Source organism: Pseudomonas crudilactis (assembly GCF_013433315.1).
Taxonomy (GTDB): Bacteria; Pseudomonadota; Gammaproteobacteria; order Pseudomonadales; family Pseudomonadaceae; genus Aquipseudomonas; species Aquipseudomonas crudilactis.
On sequence record NZ_WXVV01000006.1, the window covers coordinates 116,378 to 142,631 of the forward strand.

Annotated in this window: 25 protein-coding genes; 9 read left to right on the forward strand and 16 right to left on the reverse strand. The window is 60.5% G+C overall.

Annotated elements, in window-relative coordinates; translation table 11 throughout:
• Positions 1-34: 34 nt before the first annotated feature.
• Entirely contained in the window at positions 35-1,111 is a 1,077-nt protein-coding gene (locus GTU76_RS08665; RefSeq protein WP_016985505.1) for a 3-deoxy-7-phosphoheptulonate synthase, read from the forward strand.
• Positions 1,112-1,171: 60 nt separating this feature from the next.
• Here GTU76_RS08665 and GTU76_RS08670 read toward each other — a convergent pair whose 3' ends face one another.
• On the reverse strand, positions 1,172-1,453 hold the full coding sequence (locus tag GTU76_RS08670) for a GNAT family N-acetyltransferase (RefSeq protein WP_003226804.1): 282 nt from the start codon (positions 1,451-1,453) through the stop codon (positions 1,172-1,174).
• Between the two features lie 638 nt (positions 1,454-2,091).
• Here GTU76_RS08670 and oprI point away from each other — a divergent pair.
• Positions 2,092-2,343, forward strand: coding sequence for an outer membrane lipoprotei OprI (gene oprI, locus GTU76_RS08675; RefSeq protein ID WP_003199355.1), 252 nt, complete (start codon positions 2,092-2,094; stop codon positions 2,341-2,343).
• Positions 2,344-2,469: 126 nt separating this feature from the next.
• Here oprI and GTU76_RS08680 read toward each other — a convergent pair whose 3' ends face one another.
• From GTU76_RS08680 to GTU76_RS08690, 3 genes are all read right to left on the reverse strand, one after another.
• Positions 2,470-3,441, reverse strand: a complete 972-nt coding sequence (locus GTU76_RS08680; RefSeq protein WP_016985506.1) for a L,D-transpeptidase family protein — start codon at positions 3,439-3,441, stop codon at positions 2,470-2,472.
• Between the two features lie 198 nt (positions 3,442-3,639).
• A complete protein-coding gene (locus GTU76_RS08685) occupies positions 3,640-3,933 on the reverse strand; it encodes a hypothetical protein (RefSeq protein ID WP_007908575.1) in 294 nt (97 codons plus the stop codon).
• A 57-nt stretch (positions 3,934-3,990) separates the two neighbouring features.
• The gene (locus GTU76_RS08690; RefSeq protein WP_016985507.1) at positions 3,991-4,596 is read right to left on the reverse strand and encodes an arylesterase; all 606 of its coding nucleotides are present in this window, start codon (positions 4,594-4,596) and stop codon (positions 3,991-3,993) included.
• Between the two features lie 10 nt (positions 4,597-4,606).
• Here GTU76_RS08690 and GTU76_RS08695 point away from each other — a divergent pair, with 10 nt between their 5' ends.
• From GTU76_RS08695 to greB, 3 genes are read left to right on the forward strand one after another with little or no spacing between them, the layout of a single operon-like run.
• Positions 4,607-5,290, forward strand: coding sequence for an ABC transporter ATP-binding protein (locus GTU76_RS08695; RefSeq protein ID WP_007908572.1), 684 nt, complete (start codon positions 4,607-4,609; stop codon positions 5,288-5,290).
• Positions 5,290-7,794: an ABC transporter permease gene (locus GTU76_RS08700; protein ID WP_180698441.1), complete on the forward strand. Its 2,505-nt coding sequence runs from the start codon at positions 5,290-5,292 to the stop codon at positions 7,792-7,794. The genes GTU76_RS08695 and GTU76_RS08700 overlap by 1 nt, the downstream gene beginning before the upstream one ends.
• Before the next feature lie 34 nt (positions 7,795-7,828).
• Entirely contained in the window at positions 7,829-8,326 is a 498-nt protein-coding gene (gene greB, locus GTU76_RS08705; RefSeq protein WP_016985509.1) for a transcription elongation factor GreB, read from the forward strand.
• Between the two features lie 6 nt (positions 8,327-8,332).
• Here the strand turns inward: greB and GTU76_RS08710 are convergent, their stop codons facing one another.
• From GTU76_RS08710 to GTU76_RS08720, 3 genes are all read right to left on the reverse strand, one after another.
• Positions 8,333-8,641 carry a hypothetical protein gene (locus GTU76_RS08710; RefSeq protein WP_016985510.1) on the reverse strand — a complete coding sequence of 103 codons (309 nt, stop codon included), beginning with the start codon at positions 8,639-8,641 and terminating at the stop codon, positions 8,333-8,335.
• Positions 8,642-8,889: 248 nt separating this feature from the next.
• Positions 8,890-9,324: a DoxX family protein gene (locus GTU76_RS08715; RefSeq protein ID WP_003226822.1), complete on the reverse strand. Its 435-nt coding sequence runs from the start codon at positions 9,322-9,324 to the stop codon at positions 8,890-8,892.
• Positions 9,325-9,435: 111 nt separating this feature from the next.
• Positions 9,436-10,857 carry an MltF family protein gene (locus tag GTU76_RS08720; RefSeq protein WP_180698442.1) on the reverse strand — a complete coding sequence of 474 codons (1,422 nt, stop codon included), beginning with the start codon at positions 10,855-10,857 and terminating at the stop codon, positions 9,436-9,438.
• Positions 10,858-11,093: 236 nt separating this feature from the next.
• On the opposite strand from GTU76_RS08720, the gene GTU76_RS08725 reads away from it, so the two are divergent.
• The 3 genes from GTU76_RS08725 to GTU76_RS08735 all read left to right on the forward strand — a co-directional run bounded on the left by GTU76_RS08725 (position 11,094) and on the right by GTU76_RS08735 (position 14,175).
• Positions 11,094-11,900, forward strand: coding sequence for a TatD family hydrolase (locus tag GTU76_RS08725; RefSeq protein ID WP_180698443.1), 807 nt, complete (start codon positions 11,094-11,096; stop codon positions 11,898-11,900).
• Between the two features lie 214 nt (positions 11,901-12,114).
• Complete coding sequence (locus GTU76_RS08730; protein WP_016985513.1) at positions 12,115-13,596, forward strand: methyl-accepting chemotaxis protein; 1,482 nt, start codon at positions 12,115-12,117, stop codon at positions 13,594-13,596.
• Between the two features lie 213 nt (positions 13,597-13,809).
• Positions 13,810-14,175, forward strand: a complete 366-nt coding sequence (locus GTU76_RS08735; RefSeq protein ID WP_016985514.1) for a DUF962 domain-containing protein — start codon at positions 13,810-13,812, stop codon at positions 14,173-14,175.
• Position 14,176: 1 nt separating this feature from the next.
• Here GTU76_RS08735 and GTU76_RS08740 read toward each other — a convergent pair whose 3' ends face one another.
• The 3 genes from GTU76_RS08740 to GTU76_RS08750 form a co-directional block, all read right to left on the reverse strand.
• Entirely contained in the window at positions 14,177-14,971 is a 795-nt protein-coding gene (locus GTU76_RS08740) for an acyl-CoA thioesterase (RefSeq protein ID WP_180698444.1), read from the reverse strand.
• 237 nt (positions 14,972-15,208) lie between these two features.
• The gene (locus GTU76_RS08745; protein WP_180698445.1) at positions 15,209-15,979 is read right to left on the reverse strand and encodes a CHAD domain-containing protein; all 771 of its coding nucleotides are present in this window, start codon (positions 15,977-15,979) and stop codon (positions 15,209-15,211) included.
• Positions 15,980-16,058: 79 nt separating this feature from the next.
• On the reverse strand, positions 16,059-16,337 hold the full coding sequence (locus GTU76_RS08750) for a hypothetical protein (RefSeq protein ID WP_064120270.1): 279 nt from the start codon (positions 16,335-16,337) through the stop codon (positions 16,059-16,061).
• A gap of 216 nt (positions 16,338-16,553) precedes the next feature.
• On the opposite strand from GTU76_RS08750, the gene GTU76_RS08755 reads away from it, so the two are divergent.
• On the forward strand, positions 16,554-17,591 hold the full coding sequence (locus tag GTU76_RS08755) for a patatin-like phospholipase family protein (protein WP_016985518.1): 1,038 nt from the start codon (positions 16,554-16,556) through the stop codon (positions 17,589-17,591).
• Between the two features lie 123 nt (positions 17,592-17,714).
• Here the strand turns inward: GTU76_RS08755 and GTU76_RS08760 are convergent, their stop codons facing one another.
• From GTU76_RS08760 to kdpF, 6 genes are all read right to left on the reverse strand, one after another.
• On the reverse strand, positions 17,715-18,413 hold the full coding sequence (locus GTU76_RS08760) for a response regulator (protein WP_180698446.1): 699 nt from the start codon (positions 18,411-18,413) through the stop codon (positions 17,715-17,717).
• 48 nt (positions 18,414-18,461) lie between these two features.
• Entirely contained in the window at positions 18,462-21,113 is a 2,652-nt protein-coding gene (locus GTU76_RS08765) for a sensor histidine kinase (RefSeq protein WP_180698447.1), read from the reverse strand.
• A 130-nt stretch (positions 21,114-21,243) separates the two neighbouring features.
• Positions 21,244-21,789 carry a potassium-transporting ATPase subunit KdpC gene (gene kdpC / locus GTU76_RS08770; protein WP_026000637.1) on the reverse strand — a complete coding sequence of 182 codons (546 nt, stop codon included), beginning with the start codon at positions 21,787-21,789 and terminating at the stop codon, positions 21,244-21,246.
• Positions 21,790-22,135: 346 nt separating this feature from the next.
• A complete protein-coding gene (kdpB, locus tag GTU76_RS08775; protein ID WP_016986923.1) occupies positions 22,136-24,193 on the reverse strand; it encodes a potassium-transporting ATPase subunit KdpB in 2,058 nt (685 codons plus the stop codon).
• Between the two features lie 10 nt (positions 24,194-24,203).
• Positions 24,204-25,898, reverse strand: coding sequence for a potassium-transporting ATPase subunit KdpA (gene kdpA / locus GTU76_RS08780; RefSeq protein ID WP_016986924.1), 1,695 nt, complete (start codon positions 25,896-25,898; stop codon positions 24,204-24,206).
• A gap of 8 nt (positions 25,899-25,906) precedes the next feature.
• Positions 25,907-25,996 carry a K(+)-transporting ATPase subunit F gene (gene kdpF / locus GTU76_RS08785; RefSeq protein WP_007899818.1) on the reverse strand — a complete coding sequence of 30 codons (90 nt, stop codon included), beginning with the start codon at positions 25,994-25,996 and terminating at the stop codon, positions 25,907-25,909.
• Positions 25,997-26,254: the final 258 nt, after the last annotated feature.

The window sequence follows — 26,254 nt, forward strand, 5'->3', positions numbered from 1 at the left end:
TGGCGGCCGGCACCCGTGACCTGACGAGTAAACGATGGCTGATTTACCGATCAACGACCTAAACGTCGCCTCTAACGAGACCCTGATCACTCCCGATCAGCTCAAGCGTGATATCCCTCTGAGCGATGCTGCCCTGCGCACCGTCACCAAGGGCCGCGAAGTCATTCGCAACATTCTTGATGGCACCGACCACCGTCTGTTCGTAGTGATCGGCCCGTGCTCGATCCACGACATCAAGGCTGCCCACGAATACGCCGATCGCCTCAAGGTGCTGGCTGCGGAGGTCTCCGACACTCTGTATCTGGTCATGCGCGTGTATTTCGAGAAGCCACGCACCACCGTCGGCTGGAAAGGCCTGATCAACGATCCGTATCTGGACGACTCGTTCAAGATCCAGGACGGTCTGCACATCGGTCGTCAGTTGCTGCTGGATCTGGCCGAAAAAGGCCTGCCGACCGCGACCGAAGCCCTCGACCCGATCTCCCCGCAGTACCTGCAGGACCTGATCAGCTGGTCGGCCATCGGCGCTCGTACCACTGAATCGCAGACTCACCGGGAAATGGCCTCCGGCCTGTCCTCGGCCGTCGGCTTCAAGAACGGCACCGACGGCGGCCTGACCGTGGCGATCAACGCTCTGCAATCGGTCTCCAGCCCGCACCGCTTCCTCGGCATCAACCAGGAAGGTGGCGTGTCGATCGTCACCACCAAAGGCAACGCCTACGGTCACGTGGTGCTGCGCGGTGGTAACGGCAAGCCGAACTACGATTCGGTCAGCGTTGCCCTGTGCGAACAGGCGCTGGACAAGGCGAAGATCAAGCCGAACATCATGGTCGATTGCAGCCACGCCAACTCCAACAAGGACCCGGCCCTGCAACCGCTGGTGATGGAAAACGTCGCCAACCAGATCCTCGAAGGCAACCAGTCGATCATCGGCCTGATGGTCGAAAGTCACCTGAACTGGGGTTGCCAGGCGATTCCGAAAGACCTCGCCGACCTGCAATACGGCGTGTCGATCACCGATGCCTGCATCGACTGGTCCGCCACCGAGAACACCCTGCGCAGCATGCACGCCAAGCTCAAGGACGTGTTGCCGAAGCGCCAGCGCAGCTGATACACGTTTTACAGGCATAAAAAAACGCCGGGCAATGCCCGGCGTTTTTCTGTGTGCGATTCAGATCTTGGCGGCGCGGCGCTGATGGCGCTCCATGTAGCGCTCGACGTAAGAGCATGACGGGATCACCGTGTAACCCATCTCTTCGGCGTACTGCAACGCACTCTCGGTCAGCGCTGCGGCAATGCCACGGCCACGCAGGGCGTTGGGCACAAACGTGCGATAGATATCCAGGGTCTGTTTTCCCAGATCCATATAGGTCAGGTAGGCACGATGACCGTCCACATTGGTCTCGAACTGATGACCAGCCTGGTCATGGTGGATGGACAACGCCTCGCTCATCACTACTCCTCGCGGGTCTTGAATTCTGACCCCTACCTTACCGATGTTTTTCCGGCGAAGGAACATCTACGCCACCCCGTGCCTGATGGACACCGAGAAGAGCCACACCGATCTCGCGCAACCTGGCACCTGATAAATAGTAGGCACCATTGGCAAAAATGCTCAAGGTACGCTCGTCATCAAGCGGGTTGACGGGGGTTGCTCCGATGGACGCAGAGGTGATTGGGGAGAAGATCTTCCCGGACCACTCACCTGAACATTGCCGGATGTTGAGACTTAAGACGTGCAGCCTTTTTTAAAGTCACCTCAACATGCACAAAGATAAGCGAAGCAGCGCGCAAAATCGGAACAAAAGTGTGGACGAATTCATCTAGACAGACTTTAGCCAAGACTGCAAAAACAGCACGTGGCAACGGGAACTTTTTCTCATTAACTCGCTCAGCTCGGGGCTTGCAGCTGGGTATTTTTTAAGCAGCGCAGTTAAAAGTTGCTCGAAAAAGAATCAACGCCTACAATTTTTTTTGCTTCTTGCCTTACGTCAGTTTACTTACTACAAGTAATGGGTAGTATGTACGCCGGCTATTTCCTCAATCGTGAGGAGACAGCCACTTAATTGAAAGTCCTTGAAGGGGAACACGATGAACAACGTTCTGAAATTCTCTGCTCTGGCTCTGGCCGCAGTTCTGGCTACCGGTTGCAGCAGCGCATCGAAAGAAACCGAAGCACGTCTGACCGCTACTGAAGACGCAGCTGCTCGCTCCCAGGCTCGTGCAGACGAAGCTTACCGTAAAGCTGATGAAGCTCTGGCTGCTGCTCAAAAAGCACAACAGACTGCTGACGAAGCTAACGAGCGTGCTCTGCGCATGCTGGACAAAGCTAGCCGCAAGTAATAATCCCTCGGGATTGTTATCGAGCCGGCCCGATTTATCGGGTCGGCTTTTTTATTGCCCACCGTTTTGTTCAGGCAATAAAAAACCCGCCGACGCTTCACGCATCGGCGGGTTCCGGGGTACGACTTACTGCTGAAGGTCGATCGGTGTATTGGCAACAATCGGTGCCGAAGTATTCGGCGTGCCGATTTCCGTTGGCAGACCATCTTCGGCCGCGACCACATCACGCACCACATCCCAGTTCACGCGCAGGTTGCTGGTGACGTCTTCACGCTTGAGCATCGCGTTGATCACTGCAGTGTGCTTGTCGACCACCGAAGGGTTGCCCTTGTCGTCGATCGGCGTGTGCGCTTCCAGATAAACCTTGCCGCCACTGCTGCCGAACTTGTACGCATCGTTGAGGATACGCACCGACGTCCCGACCGGGACCATGCTGGCCATTTCCAGTACGTTGTTGTTGAACATGCGGAAGCAGCCGTGGCTGGTGCGCATGCCGATACCGAACTTCTTGTTCGAACCGTGAATCAGGTAGCCCGGCGTACCCAGAGTGAACTTGAACGGGCCCAACGGGTTGTCCGGGCCGGCCGGTACTACGTTTGGCAGAGGATCGCCATCAGCGGCGTGTTCAGCCTTGATCGACGCGGGAGGCGTCCAGGTCGGGTTAGGCGTTTTGGCGGTGATCGAGGTGTGTGCGATCGGTGAACCCCAACCCTCACGACCGATACCCAACGGGAACGTGTACACCACGTTGCGGCCTTTCGGGAAGTAGTAGAGGCGGTATTCGGCAAGGTTGATGACGATGCCTTCACGCGGGCCCGGCGGCAGAATGAAACGGGTCGGCAAGACGATTTCGGTGCCGGCGCCCGGTAACCAGGCATCGACGCCCGGGTTGGCCGCGACCATCTCCGAGTATCCCAGATCGTACTTCGTACCCAGATCGGCGAAGGTGTCTTCGTACTTGGCTTTGATCACCTGCACCTGGCCGATGATGTCTTCACCGGGTGGTGGCAGGGGAAACTCCAATGCAGCAACGGGACCGGCCACACACAGGGCGGCAAGTGACAGGCAGCGGGTGACGGCAGGAAAGCGCGGCAACATCCGGAAAATCCTTCGCATGATCAACAAGGGTATAAGAGCGCGATTGTACACCGCACTTTGAATATTCGGGGAGATCACCCCTATGCAGGCGACAAGGTGTTCCAGGTGGGAGCGAGCTTGCTCGCGAAAGCGGTGGGTCAGTCGCCGAAAATGTTAACTGACATGGCCTCTTCGCGAGCAAGCTCGGCTCCCACAGAATCAGAGCTCGAAACGCAGCTCCGGCCAGATCGGCGAAGTCCCACGCTTCTGCGATTCCAGAATCGCCCGGCACAACGAACACAGGCGCTGATCCTGAAACACCCGACGATCCACGCTCGACCAGCGCGGTTGCGCCGGCAGCAGGCTGCCGCACAGGGTACGATCAGCCGAGCCACCGAGTTCGAGTTGCCGCGTCACCAGATGCACCCGCACTTCCTGGCAGGCGAACAGATCCAGCTGCTCGTCAGGCTCGATCAGTTGGTAGGCAAACAGGGACCAGGCAGAACGCGACATCGGGGGCTCCAAATAAGGGGGCGCCACATTAGCCGAAAGCCTGCCCTTAGAAAAGCCTCATAACAGCGGTTTTAGCGTCGGCCAGACATTTTCCAGCAACTTGCCCTGAGCCCCGGCCGCCGGGTGCAGACCATCGGCCTGCATCAGGTCCGGATGACCGCCCACGCCGTCGAGGAAAAACGGTACCAGCGGGATCTTTTTATCGTCAGCGAGTTTGCCGTACACCTCGGCAAAGGCATCGGTGTAACGCTTGCCGTAGTTGGGCGGCAATTGCATGCCGAGCAACAGCACCTTGGCACCGCTCTGGCGGGAGCTGTCGATCATCGAGGCAAGATTTTGTTGCAATTGAGTTGGCGGCATTCCGCGCAAGCCATCGTTGCCGCCGAGTTCGAGGATCACCAGTTCCGGCTTATGCTCTGCAAGCAGCGCCGGCAGCCGCGCCTGGCCTCCGGCACTGGTGTCGCCGCTGATCGAGGCATTGACCACTTTGTCGTCGAAACCCTCCTGTTTGAGCCGTTGTTCGAGCAACGACACCCACCCCAAGCGGGTATCCAGTCCGAAACCGGCGCTGATACTATCGCCAACGATCAGGACAGTACCCGCCGCTGCGTTCTGGGCCATGCACATCAAGGCCAGGCCAGCACTCAAAAACCACACACGCATCGGATTCTCCATGGGCGCAAGCATTCTCACCGCGAAGAACCTCAGCAAAGTGGTTCCCAGCGCGGAAGGTGAACTGACTATCCTGCACGAACTCAGCCTGGAACTGAACAAGGGCGACAGCCTGGCCATCGTTGGCGCGTCCGGTTCGGGCAAATCCACCCTCCTCGGCCTGCTCGCCGGCCTCGACCTGCCGAGCAGTGGCGAAGTCATTCTCGCCGGCCAGGGCCTGAGCAATCTCGATGAAGACCAGCGCGCACGCATTCGTGCCGAGCACGTGGGTTTCGTCTTCCAGTCGTTTCAGTTGCTCGACAGCCTCAATGCACTGGAAAACGTCATGCTGCCGCTGGAGCTCGATGGCCGCAAAGACGCCCGTGAGCGAGCGACCGAACTGCTTCAGCGCGTCGGCCTTGGCCAACGTCTGACGCACTCGCCACGTCAACTCTCCGGTGGTGAGCAACAACGTGTGGCGATTGCCCGTGCGTTTGCTGCCGAGCCTGACGTGCTGTTCGCCGACGAACCCACCGGCAACCTCGACAGCCACACCGGTGAGCGCATCAGCGATCTGCTTTTCGAATTGAACAAGGAACGCGGCACCACCCTGGTGCTGGTGACCCACGACGAACGCCTGGCCCATCGCTGCCGGCGCCTGATCCGTCTTGAAGCCGGGCTGTTGGTCGCCCCTCTGGAGCCTTGATGGCACGTTTGCCGCTGTTGCGTCTGTTCAGCCTCGCTCTGCGCCAACTGATGCGCGATGCCCGCGCCGGCGAATTGCGCGTGTTGTTTTTCGCCTTGGTCGTTGCGGTCGCGGCGAGTACCGCCATCGGTTACTTCGGTGCTCGCCTGAACGGCGCCATGATGCTGCGCGCGACCGAGTTTCTCGGTGCCGATCTGGTTTTGGAAGGCAGCTCTCCGGCCCGTGAAGAACAGATTCGCAGCGGCACCGAACTGCGCCTGAATCATGCGCAGGTGGTGGAGTTTTCCAGCGTCATCGCCACCGACAACGGCATTCAGTTGTCGAGCATCAAAGCCGTCGACCGCGCCTATCCGTTGCGCGGCGAACTGAAGAGCGCACCTGCCCCGTTCGCCACCGAAGAAACCGGCGGCGAACCGCAACCGGGCGAAGCCTGGGTCGAGGCGCGCCTGCTGACCGCACTGGATCTGAAGATCGGCGACAGCATCGATGTCGGCATGAAGACATTGAAACTGTCCCGCGTACTGACCTATGAACCGGACCGCGCCGGCAACTTCTACAGCCTCACGCCACGGGTGATGATCAACCTCGATGACCTCGCCGCTACCGGCGTGGTGCAACCCGGCAGCCGCGTGAGTTATCGCGAACTGTGGCGCGGTGAACCGCAGGCGCTGGAAACCTATCGGCAACTGATCAAACCCGGGCTCGCCGCCAATCAGCGGATTCAGGATGCGCGCGATGGCAACCGGCAGATTGGCGGTGCACTGGGCAAAGCCGAGCGATATCTGAACATGGCCAGCCTGGTCGCCGTGCTGTTGGCCGGGGTGGCGGTGGCGTTGTCGGCCAACCGTTTTGCCAGTCGCCGCTTCGATGCCAGCGCCTTGCTACGCTGCCTCGGATTGTCGCGGCGGGAAACCATGGCGCTGTTCAGTTTGCAATTGACCGTGCTCGGGCTGCTCGCCGCGCTCAGCGGGGCTTTGCTCGGCTGGTTGGCGCAACTGGGTTTGTTCGCACTGCTGCATGATTTATTGCCAAGCGACGTTCCTCCCGGCGGGCTGTTTCCAGCCATCGCCGGGATCGGCACCGGGCTGGTAGCTTTGGCGGGGTTTGCGCTGCCGCCACTCGCTGCACTGGGCCGAGTACCGCCACTGCGTGTATTGCGCCGCGACATGCTACCGATTCCGTCGAGTACGTGGATGGTTTATGGCGCAGCTTTGGGTGCGCTCGGCCTGATCATGTGGCGCCTGAGTCTGGACCTGCTGCTGACCTTCGCCCTGCTCGGTGGTGGCGTGGTCGCCGCGTTGGTACTGGGTGGCCTGCTGTTGTTGCTCCTGCAAAGCCTGCGGCGGATGCTCGCCCGTGCTTCGCTGCCATGGCGCCTGGGCCTGGGCCAGTTGCTGCGTCATCCGTTGGCAGCGGCCGGTCAGTCGTTGGCGTTCGGCCTGATTCTGTTGTCGATGGCCTTGATCGCCCTGTTGCGTGGCGAACTGCTCGACACCTGGCAAAACCAGCTACCGAAAAACGCTCCCAACTATTTTGCCCTGAACATTCTGCCGGCAGACAAACAGGCCTTTACAGATCACCTGATCAAAGTGTCCGCGCAAGCGGCGCCACTGTATCCGGTGGTACCGGGACGGCTGATCAGCATCAACGGCGACGCCGTGCAGCAAATTGTCAGCAAGGATTCGGCGGGCGACCGCGCGGTTCAAAGAGATTTGAGTCTGACCTGGGCCGCTGACTTACCGGCCGGCAACAAGCTTACTGCGGGTGAATGGTGGAAAGATCAGCCAACCGACGGTGTTCCCGGTGTCTCAGTGGAAGGCAAAGTCGCCGAAAGCCTCAAGCTCAAACTCGGCGATCACATGGTCTTCAGCGTCGGCGGGGTCAATCGCGAGGCGAAGGTCACCAGCCTGCGCGAAATCAACTGGGACAACTTCCAGCCGAACTTCTTCATGATCTTCCAGCCCGGCACGTTGAAGGATCTGCCAGCGACCTACCTGACCAGCTTCTATCTGGCGCCAGGTCATGACCAGCAGATCGTCGAACTGTCACGCACCTTCCCGGCAGTGACCATTCTTCAGGTCGAAGCACTGCTGGAACAATTGCGCAGCATCCTCGCCCAAGTCACCCTGGCGGTCGAATATGTGCTGTTGTTTGTTTTGGCGGCGGGGATGGCCGTGCTGTTTTCCGGTTTGCAGGCAACGCTGGATGAACGCATTCGCCAAGGTGCGCTTTTGCGTGCACTGGGCGCAGAGCGACAGTTGCTGATCAAGGCGCGGCGCATCGAGTTCGGCTTGCTTGGTGCGGTCAGCGGCTTGCTCGCAGCGATCGGCTCGGAAGTGGTGAGTCTGGTGCTGTATCGCTACGCCTTCGATCTGCCGTGGCACCCGCATCCATGGCTGCTGGTACTACCGTTGATTGGCGCGGCGCTGATTGGTGGTGCGGGTGTGTTCGGCACGCGCCGGGCACTCAATGCAAGTCCACTGACAGTGTTGCGCGAGGGTTGATAGACTCAAGCGGTCTTGATCACAAGAAGTTGCCATGAGCCGTTATCGCCCTCCCCGCCCCGCCGGCACCGCGCTGATCACCCCTGAGGGTGAAGCGCGGATGCGCGCCGAATTCCATGAGTTGTGGCATGTGCGCCGCCCGCAAGTCACGCAATCGGTCAGCGAGGCGGCGGCTCAGGGCGATCGCTCGGAGAACGCCGAATACACCTACGGCAAGAAGATGCTGCGCGAGATCGACAGTCGCGTGCGCTTTCTCACCAAACGCCTGGAAGCATTGAAAGTCGTCAGTGAAAAACCCAGTGACCCGAACAAGGTCTACTTCGGCGCATGGGTGACCATCGAAGACGAAGACGGCAAGCAATCGCGCTACCGCATCGTCGGCCCGGATGAACTGGATCTGAAACTGGGTCTGATCAGCATCGACTCGCCACTCGCCCGCGCCTTGATCGGCAAGGCGCTGGATGCAGAAGTCAGGGTGCAGACACCGACGGGTGAGCAGTTCGTTTACATCGTCGCCATCGACTATCCGTAAAGCCTGTCAGCGGCGAGTGATCAAACCCTGGCGCGCAACGCGGACCAGTTGCTTGATCATCTCCGGCGCATCCTCAGCGCTCGGCGCCTGAATCACCGCCAGATCAAAACTGTCACTGGCAAAACGTGCCAGCGACTCGCCGTCTTCGACAAACTGGATGAGGAACGCGGCAGGACCGCCGCTGCGACGTGGCCAGCCATCGAGATAACGCAACAGCGTCGGCTGATGTTTGCCGCCAAGGAGAATTTTCGGGTTGCGTTGAGTGATATGCGCAGTGATCGGCGCGGGACGTGCTGGAGGGCGTAGTGCATTCATCGTGTCGTGTCTCTGCCTCAAAAGTCTGCATGGCAGGTGAGAGGCAACACCGAACCAGCGCTTTAGCGGTATTTCGAAGCCCTGTTCCGGCTTCTGACGGCAACTGTTGAAGTCACCTGGCGCCCCGCAAGTAGCTGTTTAAATCGGCGCATGGGCAACATCCTAGAGAACGTGACCGATCAGTGTCAAGAATCAGCCGCAACAAAAAAGGCCCGCACAATGCGGGCCTTTTCCTTGAGCCAGAGCGGTTAACCGGCGATGGCGCGATCCACCGAGAGCTTGCCGGCGCCTTCGATCATTACGGCAAGGCTGCCTCCGAGCAGGGCCAGAGCGAACTCGTAACCGTTGTTGGCCATAAACAAACCGTTGCTGATGTGTACGGTGAAGATCGCCACCAGCGACAGAAAGGTCAGACCCAACGCCGCCGGACGCACCAGCAGACCGATGATCAAGGCCAAGCCGGCGAAGAATTCAGTACCGCCCGCCAGCGTCGCCATCAGGTAGCCCGGGTGCAGGCCAAGGCTGTCCATGTACTGCGCCGTGCCCGCCAGACCATAACCACCGAACAGACCGAAAAGCTTTTGCGAACCGTGCGCAGCGAAGATTACGCCGACCGCAATGCGCAGGATGGTCAGACCGTAGCCAGCGCGGGTGAACAGTACTTTGTTGATCAGAGAGCTCATGGGGCATTCCTTGTTTTGCGAGAAGTTTTGTGTGTTGGTTGGCCGCTATATTAATCAGTAAATCTCATGTTAAAAGCGCAAATATTCCGCCATAACAATCAATTTATTAGATCATTTCCGTGAGACGACTTTTTGCGCCCCGGGCTCCAACGACTCCCGTTCCCGGTCGAACGCCAAGTAATACTTGTTCACGCTATTAACATAGCTGACCGGCCCCATTCCTACCTGCTCCATGGCAATGCGCTCGACCTGGAAGAACCACTGGTTAGGATTCAGCCCGCGCCGCCGGGCCTCTGCGCGCATGCCCTGCACGCGTTCGGGGCCAATGTTGTAGGCCGCCAGTGTGAACGCCATACGCTCGCGCTCATTGAGCTTGGGGCTGTTGAAGAACTTGCGGCGGATCATCGCCAGATATTTGGCCCCAGCCTGCACATTCGCATCGAGATTCTGAATGTTGTTCACGCCGACACGCTGCGCGGCGGACGGGGTGATCTGCATCAGCCCGGTCGGACCACTGCCGCTGCGGGCATTGGGTTGCAGGCGTGATTCCTTGAACGCCAGCGCGGCCAGATTCAGCCAGTCCATGTTCTGCGCGGCGGCGTGCTTTTGCAGAGTCGGGCGCAGTTGTTCCAGACGTTGGCGATCAGCCTTGGCCAATGGATAGTGGACTTGATAGAGGCGTCGATAAATACGCAGAAACGCCACGTCTTCGTTGGACGGCTTCTTGTAACCGCCAAGGAAGCGATCGATGCTCGCCCGTAGCATGGAAGCATCACGGCGTACGAACCAATACTCCTCGCCCGGTTCGCTGATCATCAGTTGCCGGTCAAAACGCAGCTTCGGCAGGATCTTGCCCCAGCGCTCAGCGATGGGTTGCTCGACGATGCTCAGGTGAAAAATCCCGCCTTGAACCATCTCCAATACGTCTTCGACGGCCAGTGTCGGATCGACCCATTCGATGTTGATCGGCGCCAGTTTGTGCAACGCAAGTTTCTGATTGAGCTGACTGACCGCCTCCCCCGCCGCACTGCCGGTGGGCAACGCCAGGGTTTTGCCGGAAAGCTGCTCGACCTTGGTATAGCGCCGCTCACCTTTGATCCCGACCAACACCAGCGGTACGTTGCTGGCGATCGGTTCGCTGCTGGCCACGGCATAGCCCGGTTGCAGATCGAGCAATTCGCCCGGCGCCACCAGATCACCCTCGCCACGCTGCAAGGCGCCGAGCAGTTGATCCTTGGCTTTGGGAATGATCTTGAGGGTGATTTCCTGGCCGTCGCGGGCGTGGCCGTTGAGGTATTGCTCGAAGGCGCGCAGGCGATGGTATTCGACGCCGATGGCCTGGCCCTGAACTTCACCGGAGCTGTTGCGGCTCTGATTGACCAGCACGCGCAACACGCGGCTGCTGCGGATCTCGGACAAGTCCCGCACCTTGGCGGCCGGCACGGCTTGCAACGGCCCGGGCAGGCGCGCAACCGCCGTCATCGGCAGCAGTAACGATCCACACAACAGGAGCAAAACCGAGGGACGAACCATCCACTCTCCGGAAAGAATACGGGGCGATTTCATCTTTAAAATGTCGAAATCACCGACGAAAACAGAGCGCCATGAGCGCTGGCAACGTGCGAGAGACTGGCACAGTAATGGCACTTCTACCAAACCGGTCTGCGTCGCGGCATCAACAGACAGCTATAACTCGTTGTAGTTCTTGGCTTTTCTTATGAATCTACAGCTCTGGTATGCTTTCCGGCCTTCGGCCCGAGGTAGCAACCATGCAACTCATCGATATCGGCGTCAACCTGACCAACCCCAGTTTCGCCGACAAACACCAGGCCGTACTCGAACGCGCCTATGCCGCCGGCGTGTGCCAATTGGTGCTGACCGGCACCAGCGTCGAGGGCAGCGAGCAAGCCCTGGAGCTGTGCCAGCAACTCGATGACAGTGGCCAGCGGCTGTTCGCCACCGCCGGTATTCACCCGCATTCGGCCAGTGACTGGAACGCTGACAGCGCCCGTCGTTTGCGCAGCCTGTTGCAAGAAAAAAACGTAGTCGCCGTGGGTGAATGCGGGCTGGATTTCAACCGTGACTTCTCGCCACGCCCGCAGCAGGAAAAAGTCCTCGAAGAACATTTGGCGCTGGCCGTTGAACTGCAATTGCCGGTGTTCCTGCACGAGCGCGATGCCAGCCAGCGTTTGCTGGAAATATTGAAAGACTTCCGCGATCAATTGCCCGCCGCTGTGGTGCATTGCTTCACCGGCGAGCAAAAAGCCTTGTTCAGCTACCTCGATCTGGACCTGCATATCGGCATCACCGGCTGGATCTGTGATGAGCGCCGGGGCACGCATTTGCATCCGCTGGTCAAAGAGATCAAACGCGGGCGCTTGATGCTGGAAAGTGACGCGCCTTACTTGCTGCCGCGCACTCTTCGACCGAAGCCGAAGAACGGCCGCAATGAGCCGGCGTATCTGACTGAAGTGCTGCGTGAAGTGGCGTTGCATCGTGGCGAAACCGAGGAGGATCTGGCGGCACACACCACCGCGTGTGCCCGTTCGTTCTACAACCTCCCCACGCTCTCCTGACACCCCATAATTGCCCCCTGTAGGAGTGAGCCTGCTCGCGATAGCGGTGTGTCAGTCGCCTAAATGTCGAATGGGCTGCCGCCATCGCGAGCAGGCTCACTCCTACAGGGGGGAACCGCTTCGTCTGTTGACTCATATCAAGATCTTCCGACCTGCATAGCGGCACAATAATGGCACCTTGCCAAAACTGTTTCCGCTATCAGAGAAGACCTCCATGGGTGCCTGGCTTAGCAATATCTCGCTGAAATACAAATTCTGGGCGGTCAACGCGGTCGCCTTCGTCACCACCTTGCTGTTGGTGCTGTACGCCGTGCAACTCGAACAACAGGCGCGCAGTCACGCCGCGCAAGTGTCTGCCCAGACGCAGGCGCAATTGCTCAAAGCCTGGCCGGCCGGACAGGCGCTGCCAAAAACCGACCAGGTGCTGACCTTCAAACGTGGTGAAGCCCCGCGCCTGAATGATCAACCACTGCTGGAAATCACAGAAAGCAACGGCTGGAACGAAATCAATCACCTGCCGCTGTTCGGCGACAACCCGTTGATGGGCGCCGAAGTATTCAGCCGCGCCGATGGCCAGCAAGTCGCAGTGATTGCCTTTGGCCCGAGCCTGGCACAGGTGTTCAGCGAACGTTTTGCCAACTATGCAGTGGCAGTGTTCATTCTGATGTTCGCCATGCTGTGCGCCTCGCAGTTGCTGATCCGCTTCCTGCTCACCCAGCTCAACACGCTGAAAGACGTGATGCTCCACGTCGAAAAAAGCGGTGATCTTTCGGCCCGTGTGCCACTGGCCGGCAAAGACGAAGTCGGGCAGATGGCCAATGCGTTCAACGCGATGCAGGCCGGTTATCAACGCGTGGTAACCACGGTAGCCAACACGGCGCGGCAACTGGATGTCGGCGCGGCGCGGCTGGCGTCGAGCATGAACGAAGTGCGCCACGGCATGCTCGGTCAGCAGAGCGAAACCGATCAGGCCGCTACCGCGATCAACGAAATGACCGCCACGGTCTATCACATCGCCCAGCACGCCGGCGCCACCCGCGACTTGTCGCAGACCGCCGATGGCCTCGCCGGCAGTGGTCAGCAAGTGGTCGCCCGGGTGCAACATTCGATTGCCGGACTCTCCAGCGGAGTGCAGCAGACGGCCGAGATGATCCAGCGCCTGGCCGAGGACAGTCAGAAGATCAATGGCGTGGTCAGCGTGATTCACAGCATCGCCGAACAGACCAACCTGCTCGCCCTGAACGCGGCTATCGAGGCCGCTCGTGCCGGTGAGATGGGCCGCGGTTTTGCAGTGGTCGCCGATGAAGTGCGCAATCTGGCCAAACGAGTACAGACTTCGACTGACGAGATCACCACCATGGTCTCGGCGTTGCAGGCCGGCACCCGCGACGCGGTGGACTTCATGCAGGAGAGTTCGTACAAGGCCGACGATTGCGTGCAGCAAGCGCAAGAGGCCGGTGCGGCACTGGCGGAAATCACCGGCGCGGTGGCGCAAATGCGCGAGAGCAACACGCAGATTGCCGTGGCGGCGGAGCAGCAGAGCCAGGTTGCCGAAGAGATGAACCGGGCGGTGGTGAGTATTCGCGATGTGACCGAGAACACCGTGCAGCAGACCGTGGATTCGGCGACGACCAGTAATGAGCTGGCGACGCTGGCTGGAGAGTTGAGCAAGGCCATAGGTCAATTGAAACTCTGAAGGCCCTTTCGCGAGCAAGCTCGCTCCCACATTGGATCTGGGGCGCTCATAGATCCTCTGTGGGAGCGAGCTTGCTCGCGAAGGCGTCAGGCCATTCAGCATCGAATCCGGCGATGACGCCTATCGCTGCAATAGCCAACCTTGATTCGCCGGCCCCCCTGCCCGGGCCTATTCTTCAAGCATGTGTTCAACATGGATCAAGGAGTAGTCAACATGGGCAAACGTCACCCCAATCTTCCTGCGTGGCAGTGGCGCGCATACCCGGGCAATCATCAGCATCCGGCCAATCTGGTGTTGCACCTGATCGCCGTACCACTGTTCATCGTGGCGTTTCTGCTGATCGTGTCCGGGGTGTTCAGCCTGAGTCTGGCCAGTGTGGCCATCGGTGTGATCGGTATCGTTGCGGCGCTGGCTTTGCAGCGCCACGGCCACAGCCTGGAGGCGCAAGCCTCAGAGCCATTCAGTGATCGCAAAGATGCCATCTCGCGCTTATTGGTCGAGCAGTTCCTGACCTTTCCGCGCTTCTTGCTCAGTGGCGGCTGGTGGCGCGCCTGGCGTGAGCGCCACCGTCGGCATTGAGTCAGGCGAAGATCGTGACGGTCTGGCGACTCATCGCAATCAACTCGCCTTCTGCGCTCCACAGCTTGGCGGCGACATGGCCGTAGCCGTCGGCGGCGTATTCGATGTCGGCCAGGTATTGGCACCAGTCCAGCGTGCTCAAGTCGCGTAGCGGCTGAACGAATTCGATCGTCCAGGTCAACGTGCTGCCGGGTGCAGGCTTCTTCAGATACGGCAACAGCGCCGGCGGCCATGCATCCACCAAGGCCAGCAGATGCGCCTCTTTGACCGGCTCTTCTTTGACATCACCGCGTAACCGCACCCAGCCGCCCATCAGTCGCGATTGATTGCCGGTGAACGGCATGCCGCCGACGCTCCAGCGCATCGCCAGATGACGCATGAATTCCGGGGTCACGCCTTTGATGTACGGCAACTCCTGGCATTCGTCCCAGTGCTTCATTGATGGGGCCGGATACGCTTCGACTGCGACCTCAGAAGGCCGCGAAGCACCGAAGCTGCCCTGAACGATGGTTACCACCTGACCATTCTGCATCGCCCGGCCCATGACCTGGCTGACGGCTTTGCCTTCACGCAGCACATCCACTTCGAAGCTCACCGGGACTTCAGGCTCGACCGGGCCGACAAAGGTGATCGCCAGCGAACGCACCGGGCGATCCGCCGGCACTTGCGCGCGCATGGCTTCATATTGCAGCGCCGCCACCAGACCACCGAAACTGGCACGGCCCTGGCCCCATTCAGCGGGAATCGTCAGTTCCGGTAGGCGGCGGACCGCATCGAGCAGATCGCTAAAGCGCATGGGGCAACCTCAGAAAGCGAGAAAGGAATGCAGGGATCTTAACCAGACCTGCACAGCGCTGCAGCGTCTATTCCGGTCAAAGAGACTGACAGAAAGGCCTTAAACCTATATCCGCCACATTGAAGATCCCTTGTAGGAGTGAGCCTGCTCGCGATAGCGGTCTGACAGCCAACACATTTGTTGAATGTCTTACCGCTATCGCGAGCAGGCTCACTCCTACAGGGGATTTGTGGTGATTCAGGATTGTTTGAAACAGGCCGAACTGAGTTTTTCCAGCACGCGATCAGCCTTGCTTTCGGCCTTGATCATGGTCGCCTGCCATTTCGCGACACAGGGCTGAAGATCCGCCTCCAGCTCGGCTTTCGCCAGCCACTGCCAGCAATCGTGCCAGTCACCCAACGCACCTTGCGCGGACTTCAATCGTGCCAGTGCAGGCTCGGGCAAGCGATCCAGTTCGGGATAGGCTTCGATGCCATAACGCACGCGCTTGATCAACAAACGCAAGCGATGGCGGTCGTGAGCGGGATCGTGCAGCGCCTCATCAAGTTTCTGCCATTGCTTGCCCAAACGTTTTTCGATGCGTTTGGCCAAGCCCTTGAGCAAGCCCTGACGCTGTGAGGCACGCAGGAAGCGCGGGAAAGCGTCGAGGATCATCAACAGCGAAGCCACCTCGGCACTCGCCGCCAACGCCGGATAGGCTTCGGCCATTTGCGCCATGCGCCGTTGCGCCGCGTCGGGTTGATCATGCTTGAGCAGATAAGCTGCCAGTACCTCGCGATCACGCCATGGCGTGGTCAATTGGCCGACCGCCGAGGCGGCGTCTTCCAGTTGCTCGACACCGGGCAAACCGCGCAATGGCCGCAACAGGCTGCGCAAGCGCCGCACCGTGGTGCGAAGATCATGCAGCGCTTCGGGGTCGGTGCGCGCAGTCAATCGCGCCTGACAGGCCAGCAGCCGCACCTCCAGACTCAGGACATGAGCCACCAACCGGTCAACCAACGCAGACATCACTTGCTCCTGATTCAAATGGCTGTGAAGAACATGCTGCCGTCCCGTGAACGCAGCCTCCTTGCTTCACGTCAGCAGCTTAGCGGCCGGCGCGGGATTCGCGAATGTAGAACCGCGCTTTCTCGGCTTTGTTGCTGCAACCTTCAAAGCCCTCGAATTGTTGCTGAGTCTTGGCAGCGGTCAGCAACGACAGGGCTTTGGAATAGCTGACCGTGCCGGCAAAACCTTCGGCCTTGGCCAGATCGAGCTCGTGCCACGCCGCATCGAGCTGGCTGCCGCAGCTGTCGCGGTAAGCGGTTTTACCGGCGCAACCGGCCAATGCCAAAGCCATCAACGGCACACAGATCCAGGCTTTCATCACTCACACCTCAAAATAGGTCAACAGTCGTGCAGGTAAGACGGTAAGGCTGCGAAAAAGTGCCTTGCCGGCGGGTGAAACCGCGCAACTGAGAAGGATAGCGCTGAAGGGTCATGCAGTATCGAAAAAACGACGTCACCGCCGCACTCAACGACCTCGGCGATTGAGCCAGCCCGACGATGGGTGCATTGTGCAACCTTGTCGGGAGGAAGTTTGATGAAAAAGCGTGTCGCACTGGTGCTGGGCTCCGGTGGCGCCCGGGGTTATGCCCATATCGGAGTCATTGAAGAGATCGAACGACGCGGTTATGACATCGCCTGCATTGCCGGATGTTCGATGGGCGCGGTGGTTGGCGGGATCTATGCCGCCGGCAAACTCGACGTCTACAAGAACTGGATCGAAAGTCTCGACTATCTGGATGTGCTGCGGCTGGTCGACGTGAGTTTCCGACTCGGCGCGATTCGCGGCGAAAAGGTCTTCGGGCAGATCCGCAAGATCGTCGGCGAGATCAACATCGAAGACTTGCGCATCCCCTACACCGCCGTCGCCGCCGACCTTACCAACCAACAGGAAATCTGGTTCCAGGAAGGCTGCCTGCATCAGGCGATGCGCGCCTCGGCGGCGATTCCGAGTCTGTTCACGCCGGTGATGCAAGGCAATCGCATGCTGGTCGACGGCGGTATTCTCAACCCGCTGCCGATTGTGCCGGTGGTGTCGAGCCACTGTGATCTGATCATTGCGGTCAACCTCAACTCGACCAACCAGCGTCACTACAAATTGCCGGTGATCCAGCGCCCGGCCGCGTTTCGTTCGCGCTTCGACAGCCTGATCAGTTCGCTGGGGTCGAAGATGCCGTTCCGCCGAACACAGGCCGAGCAACTGTTACGGCTTGAGCAGGAAGCGCTGCGCGCCGAGGCGGCGGATATCAATCCATGGCTTGAAGGCGCCGAGCCGGAGAGCCAGCAACCCGCCGCCGCACCCGAACGTGAAGGCGCACCGAAATCGGCGACCGGTTCGTTCATCATCGATAACGTCGGGCCAGCCTCGCTGCTGGATTTGATCAACCAGAGTTTCGAGGTGATGCAGACCTCGCTGGCGCAGTACAAGATTGCCGGGTATCCGCCGGATATTCTGATTAACGTGCCGAAGCGGGTGTGCCGGTTTTTCGAGTTTTACAAGGCGCCGGAGTTGATCGCATTGGGACGGGAGATTGCGCGGGATACGCTGGATCGGTATGACAGTGAGCAGGGATGACTGGCTAAAATTCTTCATTGAATTTGAGGGCCTCTTCGCGAGCAAGCTCGCTCCCACAATTGGAATGCACTCCCCTGTGGGAGCGAGCTTGCTCGCGAAAGCGCCAGATCGGCCAATACAAAACTACAGGCCGTTCTCGCTCAACAGCCGATAGCCAACCCCCGCCTCAGTCACGATAAATCGCGGCCGCGTCGGATCATCCGCCAGTTTCTGCCGCAAATGCCCCACCACAATCCGCAGATAATGGCTGTCTTCGGTATGGGTCGGCCCCCAGATATCCTTGAGCAATTGCTGTTGGGTGATCACTCGCCCCGGATGCCGCGCCAGTTGCGCCAGCACCGCGTATTCCTTGCGGGTCAGCGCCACTTCGATACCGTCGAGCAACACCCGCCGATAGGCCAGATCCACCGTTAGCGGACCGAAATTCAACGCGGCTTGCTGGGCCTCCCCCGCGGGGGCCTGACGCAACAAGGCGCGAACCCGAGCGAGGAACTCCTGAATGCCGAACGGCTTGGTCACGTAGTCATTGGCGCCGCCATCCAGCGCCTGGACTTTCTGCCCTTCGCTGGCGCGCACCGACAGCACCAGTACCGGCGCCGTGGCCCATTCGCGAAACTCGCGCAGCACTTGCTGGCCGTCCATGTCCGGCAAGCCGAGGTCGAGCACCAGCAAGTCCGGTTTGTTCAGCGCCGCCTGCGCCAACCCCTCGGCACCGGTGCCAGCCTCGAGCACTTTGTAGCCTTGGGACGCGAGGCTGATGCGCAGGAATTTGCGGATCTGCGGTTCGTCGTCGATCACCAAAATGGTCGCGGTCTGGCTCATGAATTCACATCAACATAAAAGAGTGGCAAGAGAGTAGCGCAGTCGCCATCAGGCTTCATCGTCCATCCCCGGTTGCGTCTGCAAGGGCAAATGCAGGGTGATGCAAGTGCCGCGTCCGTCGATGCCGTCGGCGACGCTGATGCGCCCGCCGTGCGCGCCGACCATGCCCTGACAGATTGCCAGCCCGAGGCCGGTGCCCTGACCGCCGCGATCACCCCGGGCAGCGGTGTAGAACATGTCGAAAATCTTCGCCCGCTCGTCCTCGGGAATCCCCGGCCCTTCATCGCTGGCCGAGAAGAAAATCTCTTGGTCACTCGCGCCTGCGTTCAGTTGCAAGCGACCGTGAGCGGGTGAGAAACGTGCGGCGTTTTCCAATACATTGACCAGTGCCTGTTCGATCAGCGCCGCATGCACGAACAACAGCGGTAACTCGGCCGGCACATCAGTGCTGACCTGCAACGGCGCGAGCACCGCGCGCAGGCGATTGAGCGAACTGCCGACGATGTCGGCGGGCGACACCCAGTCCCGCGCGAGCTTCAGCGCACCGTGGCCAAGGCGCGTCATGTCGAGCAGATTCTGGATGTAGCGGTCGAGGCGCTCGGCTTCATCGCGAGTGCCTTCGAGCAGTTCACGCCGATCTTCCAGCGGGATTGCTTCGCCGAGGGCCAACAGGCTGTCGATACTGCCGCGCATGGCGGTCAGCGGCGTGCGCAAGTCGTGGGATACCGACGCCAGCAACGCACTGCGCAGTTGTTCGGTTTCACCGTGCAGGCGCGCGGCTTCCAGATCATCGGCCAACTGCGCGCGCGCCAGCGCCTGGGCGAGCGGCTGACTCAACGCGGTGAGCAAACGCCGACGCTGGCCACTCAAAGTCTGGCCTTCTTTGGCGCAGACACCGAGCAGCGCCAGCGGCCCGTCCTCAACCGATAACGGCCACCACCACCAGCGCCCGAACGGCAGCGTGCCGGTGCCCATGCCCGCCGGTTGATCGTGTTGCCAGGCCCAATCGGCGGCGGCACGCTCGGCCTCGGTAAACTGCAGCGGCCCGCCGGTCTCGACCTTCCAGCCGCCCTGCCCGTCACGATTGAGCAGACACAATTGCAGATCGCTCCAGCCGTTGAGGTGTTGCGCGGCGGCGCTGACCACGGCTTGGCGATCGGTAGCGGCAGTGAGTTTGCGCGACAGGTCGAGCAGCTCGGTGGTTTCTTCCTGGGTATCGCGCAAGGCCTGCAATTGCCGACGCTGACGCGCCGCGAGGTTACCGGTGAGCGCCGCCATCAGCAGGAAAAACAGCAAGGTCAGCACGTCTTCTTCGCGCTGGATGCTGAAGGAAAAATTCGGTGGAATGAACAGAAAATCGTAGGTCAGAAACGACAACGCCGCACAGGCCAGCGCCGGGCCGAGACTGCTGCGCACCGCCACCAGCAACACCGCCGCGAGGAACACCAGCGAGATGTTCGGCAGCGGCAGCACACTGGACACCGCCCACGCCAGAGCACTGGCCAACACTGTGGCAACCAGCGCCAGCGCATAGTCGAACCACACCAGTGTCAGCGGGTTTCGCGGCCGCGATTGCGGGCGTTCATGATCATTGTCGAGGACATTGATTTCCAGACCATGTGCCTGACGCAACAGACGCGCGGCCAAGCCACCACCGAACAGTCGACGCCGCCAACTCGGCCGGGACTGGCCGACCAGCACCAGACTGGCACGGCGCTCGGCGGCGTGCTGGACCAAGGTTTTCGCGACTTCACCGGCGCGTAGTAAAACCACTTCCCCCCCGAGGCGCTCAGCCAGTTGCTGAGCACTTTGCAGACGCAGACGTGATTGCTCGTCGCGCACCGCGCCGTTATCGACGTGCACCAGACTCCACGGCAGATGCCGGCGCTGAGCAACTCGACAGGCATGCCGAACCAGGCGTTCGGCCTGTGCATCGCCATCGACGCCAACCAGCAATCGGCCACGCACCGCCGGGGCAGCCTGACCGAGCTGGCGATAGCCTTGGGCGAGATCGTTATCGACCTGCGCGGCGGCGGTTTGCATCGCCAGTTCGCGCAATGCGGTGAGGTTGGTCTGGGTAAAAAATGCATCGATCGCTGCACGCGCCTGCTCCGGCACGTAAACCTTGCCTTCGCGCAGACGCTCGAGCAATTCGCGTGGCGGCAGGTCGATCAGCAGCAGCTCGTAGGCTTCTTGCAGGACCCAATCCGGCAGGGTTTCGCGCACTTGCACACCGGTGATGCCGCGCACCTGATCGTTGAGACTTTCCAGGTGCTGGACGTTGACCGTGGTGAACACGTCGATGCCGGCGGCGAGCAATTCCTGAATGTCTTGCCAACGTTTCGTGTGACGACTGCCGGGGGCGTTGCTGTGGGCCAGTTCATCCACAAGCACAAGCTTCGGCCTGGCCGCGAGAATGCCGTCGAGGTCCATTTCTTCGAGCATCACGCCACGGTATTCGGAGCGCACCAGCGGCTGCTGCGGCAAGCCACCGAGCAACGCTTCGGTTTCGGCGCGGCCGTGGGTTTCGACCACGCCGGCGAGGACTTTCACGCCTTGGCGAAGCTGCGTGTGGGCGGCTTGAAGCATGGCGTAGGTTTTGCCGACACCGGGGGCGGCGCCGAGGAAAACCTTCAGGCGGCCACGGCCGTCACGGGGCAGGTCTGCTAACAGTGCGTCGGCGCGGCCGGAGTCGCTCATGCTTGATGTTCTCTCTTGCTGATAGTTATGCGGTGTTCTTTCGGCCCTATTCGCGAGCAGGCTCGTTCCCACATTTGGAACGCATATCCCTGTGGGAGCGAGCCTGCTCGCGAATGGCCGCGCCGCCGATCTACAATTTTTCCAATGCCATGTTCAGCGCCAGCACATTCACCACCGGCGGCCCTACCAGCGGCTGTTCGATATGCGCATCGAGCAGTTGCTGCAAGGTCGACACTGGCAGGTTTCGCGCCTGCGCGACACGCGCCAGTTGATAGGCAATTGCTGCCGGTGGCAAGTGTGGATCAAGGCCACTGCCGGAGGTGGTCAACAGGGCCAATGGCACCGGACCTTGCCCCGGAACCTGCAACTTGTTGGCGTCATCGATCACCCGCGTGGCGAGTGCCGGATTGCTCGGCGCGAGGTTGCTGGCGCTGCTGGAAACGGTAGCAAACGCACCGGCGGAAGGACGTGGGTGGAACCATGCATCGCCGACGAAATCCTGGGCGATCAGGGAGGAACCACGGACTTTGCCATCGGCGTCGTGCACCAGGCTGCCGTTGGCTTGTTCGGGAAAGGCGACTTGTGCGACACCGGTTACCACCAGTGGATAGGCGACGCCGGTGACCAGGGTCATCAGCACCAGCAGGCTCAGGGCCGGACGTATCATTGTGGACATTTCAGGATCCTCGAATTCGTTGGGCAAACTTTTGCGGGGTGTCAGGAAGATCTTTTCCCCCTCACCCCAGCCCTCTCCCCCGAGGGGGCGAGGGGGAAAGGGAGCCGATCTTTGTGCAGTTCAAACCTGAGTTCGACTCGGGATTTCAGGTCGGTACAGCTTCCGTAAACACCTAGGTCAGTTCCCTCTCCTCCAAAAGTCGCCAAGGGGATAGGGAGCCGATTTCTGTGCTTTTCAAAACCTGAGTTCGGCTCGATATTTCAGGTCGGTGTAGCTCTCGTAAACACCTCGGTCAGTCCCCTCTCCCCCCGGGAGAGGGTTAGGGTGAGGGGCTGCGATATCAGCCTCACACCAGATGCAGCGCCGTGAGCAGCATGTCGATCGCCTTGATCCCCACGAACGGCACCAGAATCCCGCCCAACCCGTAAATCAACAGATTGCGTCGCAGCAACGCCGCCGCACTCGCCGCCTGCACGCGAACCCCGCGCAGCGCCAGCGGAATCAACACGACGATGATCAAGGCGTTGAAGACGATGGCCGAGAGAATCGCGCTCTGCGGACTGGTCAGCTGCATGATGTTCAGTACGCCCAGTTGCGGATAAATCGAGGCGAACAATGCCGGCAGAATCGCGAAGTATTTGGCCACGTCGTTGGCAATGGAAAAGGTCGTCAGCGCACCACGGGTCACCAACAGTTCCTTGCCGATCTGCACCACGTCGAGCAGCTTGGTCGGGTCGCTGTCGAGGTCGACCATGTTCGCCGCTTCGCGTGCTGCTTGCGTGCCGTCATTCATCGCCATGCCAACGTCAGCCTGAGCCAGCGCTGGCGCGTCGTTGGCGCCGTCGCCGCACATCGCAACCAGACGACCATCGTTCTGCTCGTGACGAATGCGCGCGAGTTTCTTCTCCGGCGTGGCTTCGGCGAGAACGTCATCGACGCCCGCTTCTGCAGCGATGGCAGCCGCAGTCAGCGGGTTGTCGCCGGTGACCATCACGGTGCGAATCCCCAGCTTGCGCAGCTCGGCAAAGCGCTCGCGAATACCCGGTTTGACCACGTCCTTGAGGTGGATCGCGCCAAGCAGTTTGCCGTCGGCACAGACCAGCAACGGCGTGCCGCCGCTCTGGGCGATCTTGTCGATTTCCCGCGACAGGGCCGGGGCCAGATCCGAACGTTTCTGGCCGAGGAAACTCAACAGCGAATCCACCGCACCTTTGCGATAGACACGACCTTGATAGTCGACGCCGGACAACCGCGTTTCAGCGCTGAACGGCACCGCGGTCAGGGTTTCCAGCGCCGGCTCAGGCTGCGGGTGCAGACCGCGCAGGTATTCAACGATGGATTTACCCTCAGCGGTTTCGTCGGCCAGCGAGGCAAACAACGCACCTTCAGCCAGATCACGACCATTCACACCCGGCGCGGCATACACCGCGCTGCAACGACGATTACCGAAGGTGATGGTGCCGGTCTTGTCCAGCAACAACACATGCACGTCACCCGCCGCTTCCACTGCGCGACCCGACTTGGCGATCACGTTAAGGCGCACCAGACGATCCATCCCGGCAATACCGATCGCCGACAGCAGACCGCCGATGGTGGTCGGAATCAGCGTAACCAACAGCGCCACGAGGAACACCAGCGGCAGGCTGCCGTTGGCGAAATGGGCGAATGGTTGCAGGGTCACGACCACCAGCAGAAAGATCAGGGTCAGACCGATCAGCAGGATATCCAGCGCCACTTCGTTCGGGGTCTTCTGGCGTTTGGCGCCTTCGACCAGTGCGATCATGCGGTCGAGGGTCGACTCACCGGGATTGGCGGTGATCTGCACCAGCAGCCAGTCGGACACCAGTCGTGTGTTGCCGGTGACGGCCGATCGGTCGCCGCCGGACTCACGAATCACCGGCGCCGATTCACCGGTGATCGCCGCTTCGTTGACCGCCGCGATGCCTTCAATGACTTCGCCGTCACCGGGGATCATCTCCCCCGCTTCGACACGCACCACATCACCTTTGCGCAGACTCGCGGCTGGCACCACTTGAAAGCTGCCATTGGCCAGTTTGCGGCGGGCGCTGAGGCCTTCACTACCCGCCTTGAGGCTGTCGGCGCGGGCCTTGCCACGACCTTCGGCCAAGGCTTCGGCGAAGTTGGCGAACAGCACGGTGAACCACAGCCACAAGGCGATTTGCGCAGCGACGAAGGTCGGCACGTCGGCATCGGGAATGAAGCACAGCACGGTGGTGAAAATCGCCGTCAGCTCAACCACCAGCATCACCGGCGAGCGCTTCAGTTGCCGAGGGTCGAGCTTGACGAAGGCTTGCACCAGCGCCGGCCGCCACAGGGCCGAGATCGCGGTTTTCGCTTGTTCCGGCGCCTTGACGGCGGCGGGTTTGATTGCGGGCATATTCATCATTCAGTCCTCAGAAGCCCATGCTCAGGTGTTCGGCAATCGGGCCGAGCGCCAGGGTTGGCAGGAAGGTCAGGCCGCCCACCAGCAAAATGGTCACGGTCAACAGGGTCACGAACAGCGGGCCATGAGTCGGGAAACTGTTCTGCCCGATCGGCGCGGTTTTCTTCATCGCCAGGCTGCCGGCCAAGGCCAGAACCGGAAGGATGTAACCGAAGCGACCGATCAACATGCCCAGGCCCAGCATCAGATTGTGGAACGGGGTGTTGGCGCTCAGACCACCGAATGCCGAGCCGTTGTTGGCGCTGGCCGAGGTGTAGGCGTAGAGCAATTGACTGAAACCGTGTGGACCAGGGTTGCTGATGGTCGCCGCAGCACTGGGAACCGCTGCAGCAATCGCACCAAGCACCAGCACGCCGACCGGCATGACCAGCAGGGTCACCACCAGCAATTGCACTTCCCGCGCCTGGAGTTTCTTGCCGAGATATTCCGGCGTACGGCCGATCATCAGACCGGCGAGGAACACCGCGATCAGCACGTTGAGCAACATGCCGTAGAGCCCGGCACCAACGCCGCCGAAGATCACTTCGCCGACCATCATGTTGACCAGCGCGACCATACCGCTGAGCGGGTTGAGGCTATCGTGCATGCCGTTGACCGAGCCGTTCGAAGCCGCCGTCGTCGTCACCGACCACAGCACGGTGGCGGTGGTGCCGAAGCGCGCTTCCTTACCTTCCAGCGGTGCCGTCTGTTCAACGGCAGCGTTGTTCAGGGTCGGATTCGGCTGATACTCGGCCCACAGCGAGGTCGCGCCGCCGATCAGGAACAGCGCCAGCATGCAGGCGATGATCGCGCGGCTCTGACGCAGGTCCTTGACGTAGTGGCCGAAGGTGAACACCAGCGCCACCGGAATCAGAATGATCGAAGCGACTTCGAACAAGTTGCTCCACGCGGTCGGGTTCTCGAACGGATGCGCCGAGTTGACGCCGAAGAAACCGCCACCGTTGGTGCCCAGTTGCTTGATCGCAATCTGACTGGCCGCCGGGCCGAGCGGGATCACTTGATCGACACCCTGCATCGTCACGGCATTCACATACTGTGCGAAGGTCTGTGGCACGCCCTGCCAGACCAGATACAGCGCCAGCAACAGGCACAGCGGCAACAAGCCATAGAGGGTGGCGCGGGTCATGTCGACCCAGAAGTTGCCGAGGGTTTTCGTCGACTTGCGGCCGATGCCACGGCACAGCGCAACCAGCACGGCGAGGCCGGTAGCGGCGCTGACGAAGTTCTGCACGGTGAGGCCGACCATCTGGCTCAGGTAGCTGAGGGTCGCTTCACCGCTGTAGGACTGCCAGTTGGTATTGGTCATGAAACTGACCGCCGTGTTGAACGCCTGCGTCCATTCCTGGCCCGGCAGATTTTGCGGGTTCAGCGGCAAGTGATCCTGAAACAACAGGATCGCGAACAGCAGCAGGAAACCGGCGAGGTTGAACGCCAGCAGTGCCAGCGTGTACTTCTGCCAGCTCTGTTCAGTCTGCGGATCGACTCCGGCGATACGGTAGCAACCGCGCTCGACCGGGCCGAGAATCGGGGTCAGCCAGGTGCGCTGGCCTTCCATCACTTTGTAGTAGAAGCGCCCGAGGAACGGCGCCGGCAGCAAGACCAGCGCGAAAAACGCGAGGATCAGCCAATAGTCATAACTGTGCATAGCCGCTCCTAGTTCCGATCCGCGCGCAACAGCGCAACCAACAGATAAATGAACAGCCCCACTGCCAATAGCAGTGACACCCCGTCCAGAACGCTCATGGAAGATCTCCGTGTTACGGCGTATTGCCGCGTGTGGAGGCATTGTCGGAAAGGAGGCTGTAAAGGAACGAGAGCGAGGGTGTTGGCTGGGCATAAAGAAAGCGTAAAGAGTGAGTTTATGCGGGCGTTACAGCAGGTTTTTGCGCCGTCAGGCCGGGCCTCTTCGCGAGCAGGCTCGCTCCCACAATTTGAAATGCATTCCCCTGTGGGAGCGAGCCTGCTCGCGAAGACGGCATAACGAGCAACATCGCACTCAAC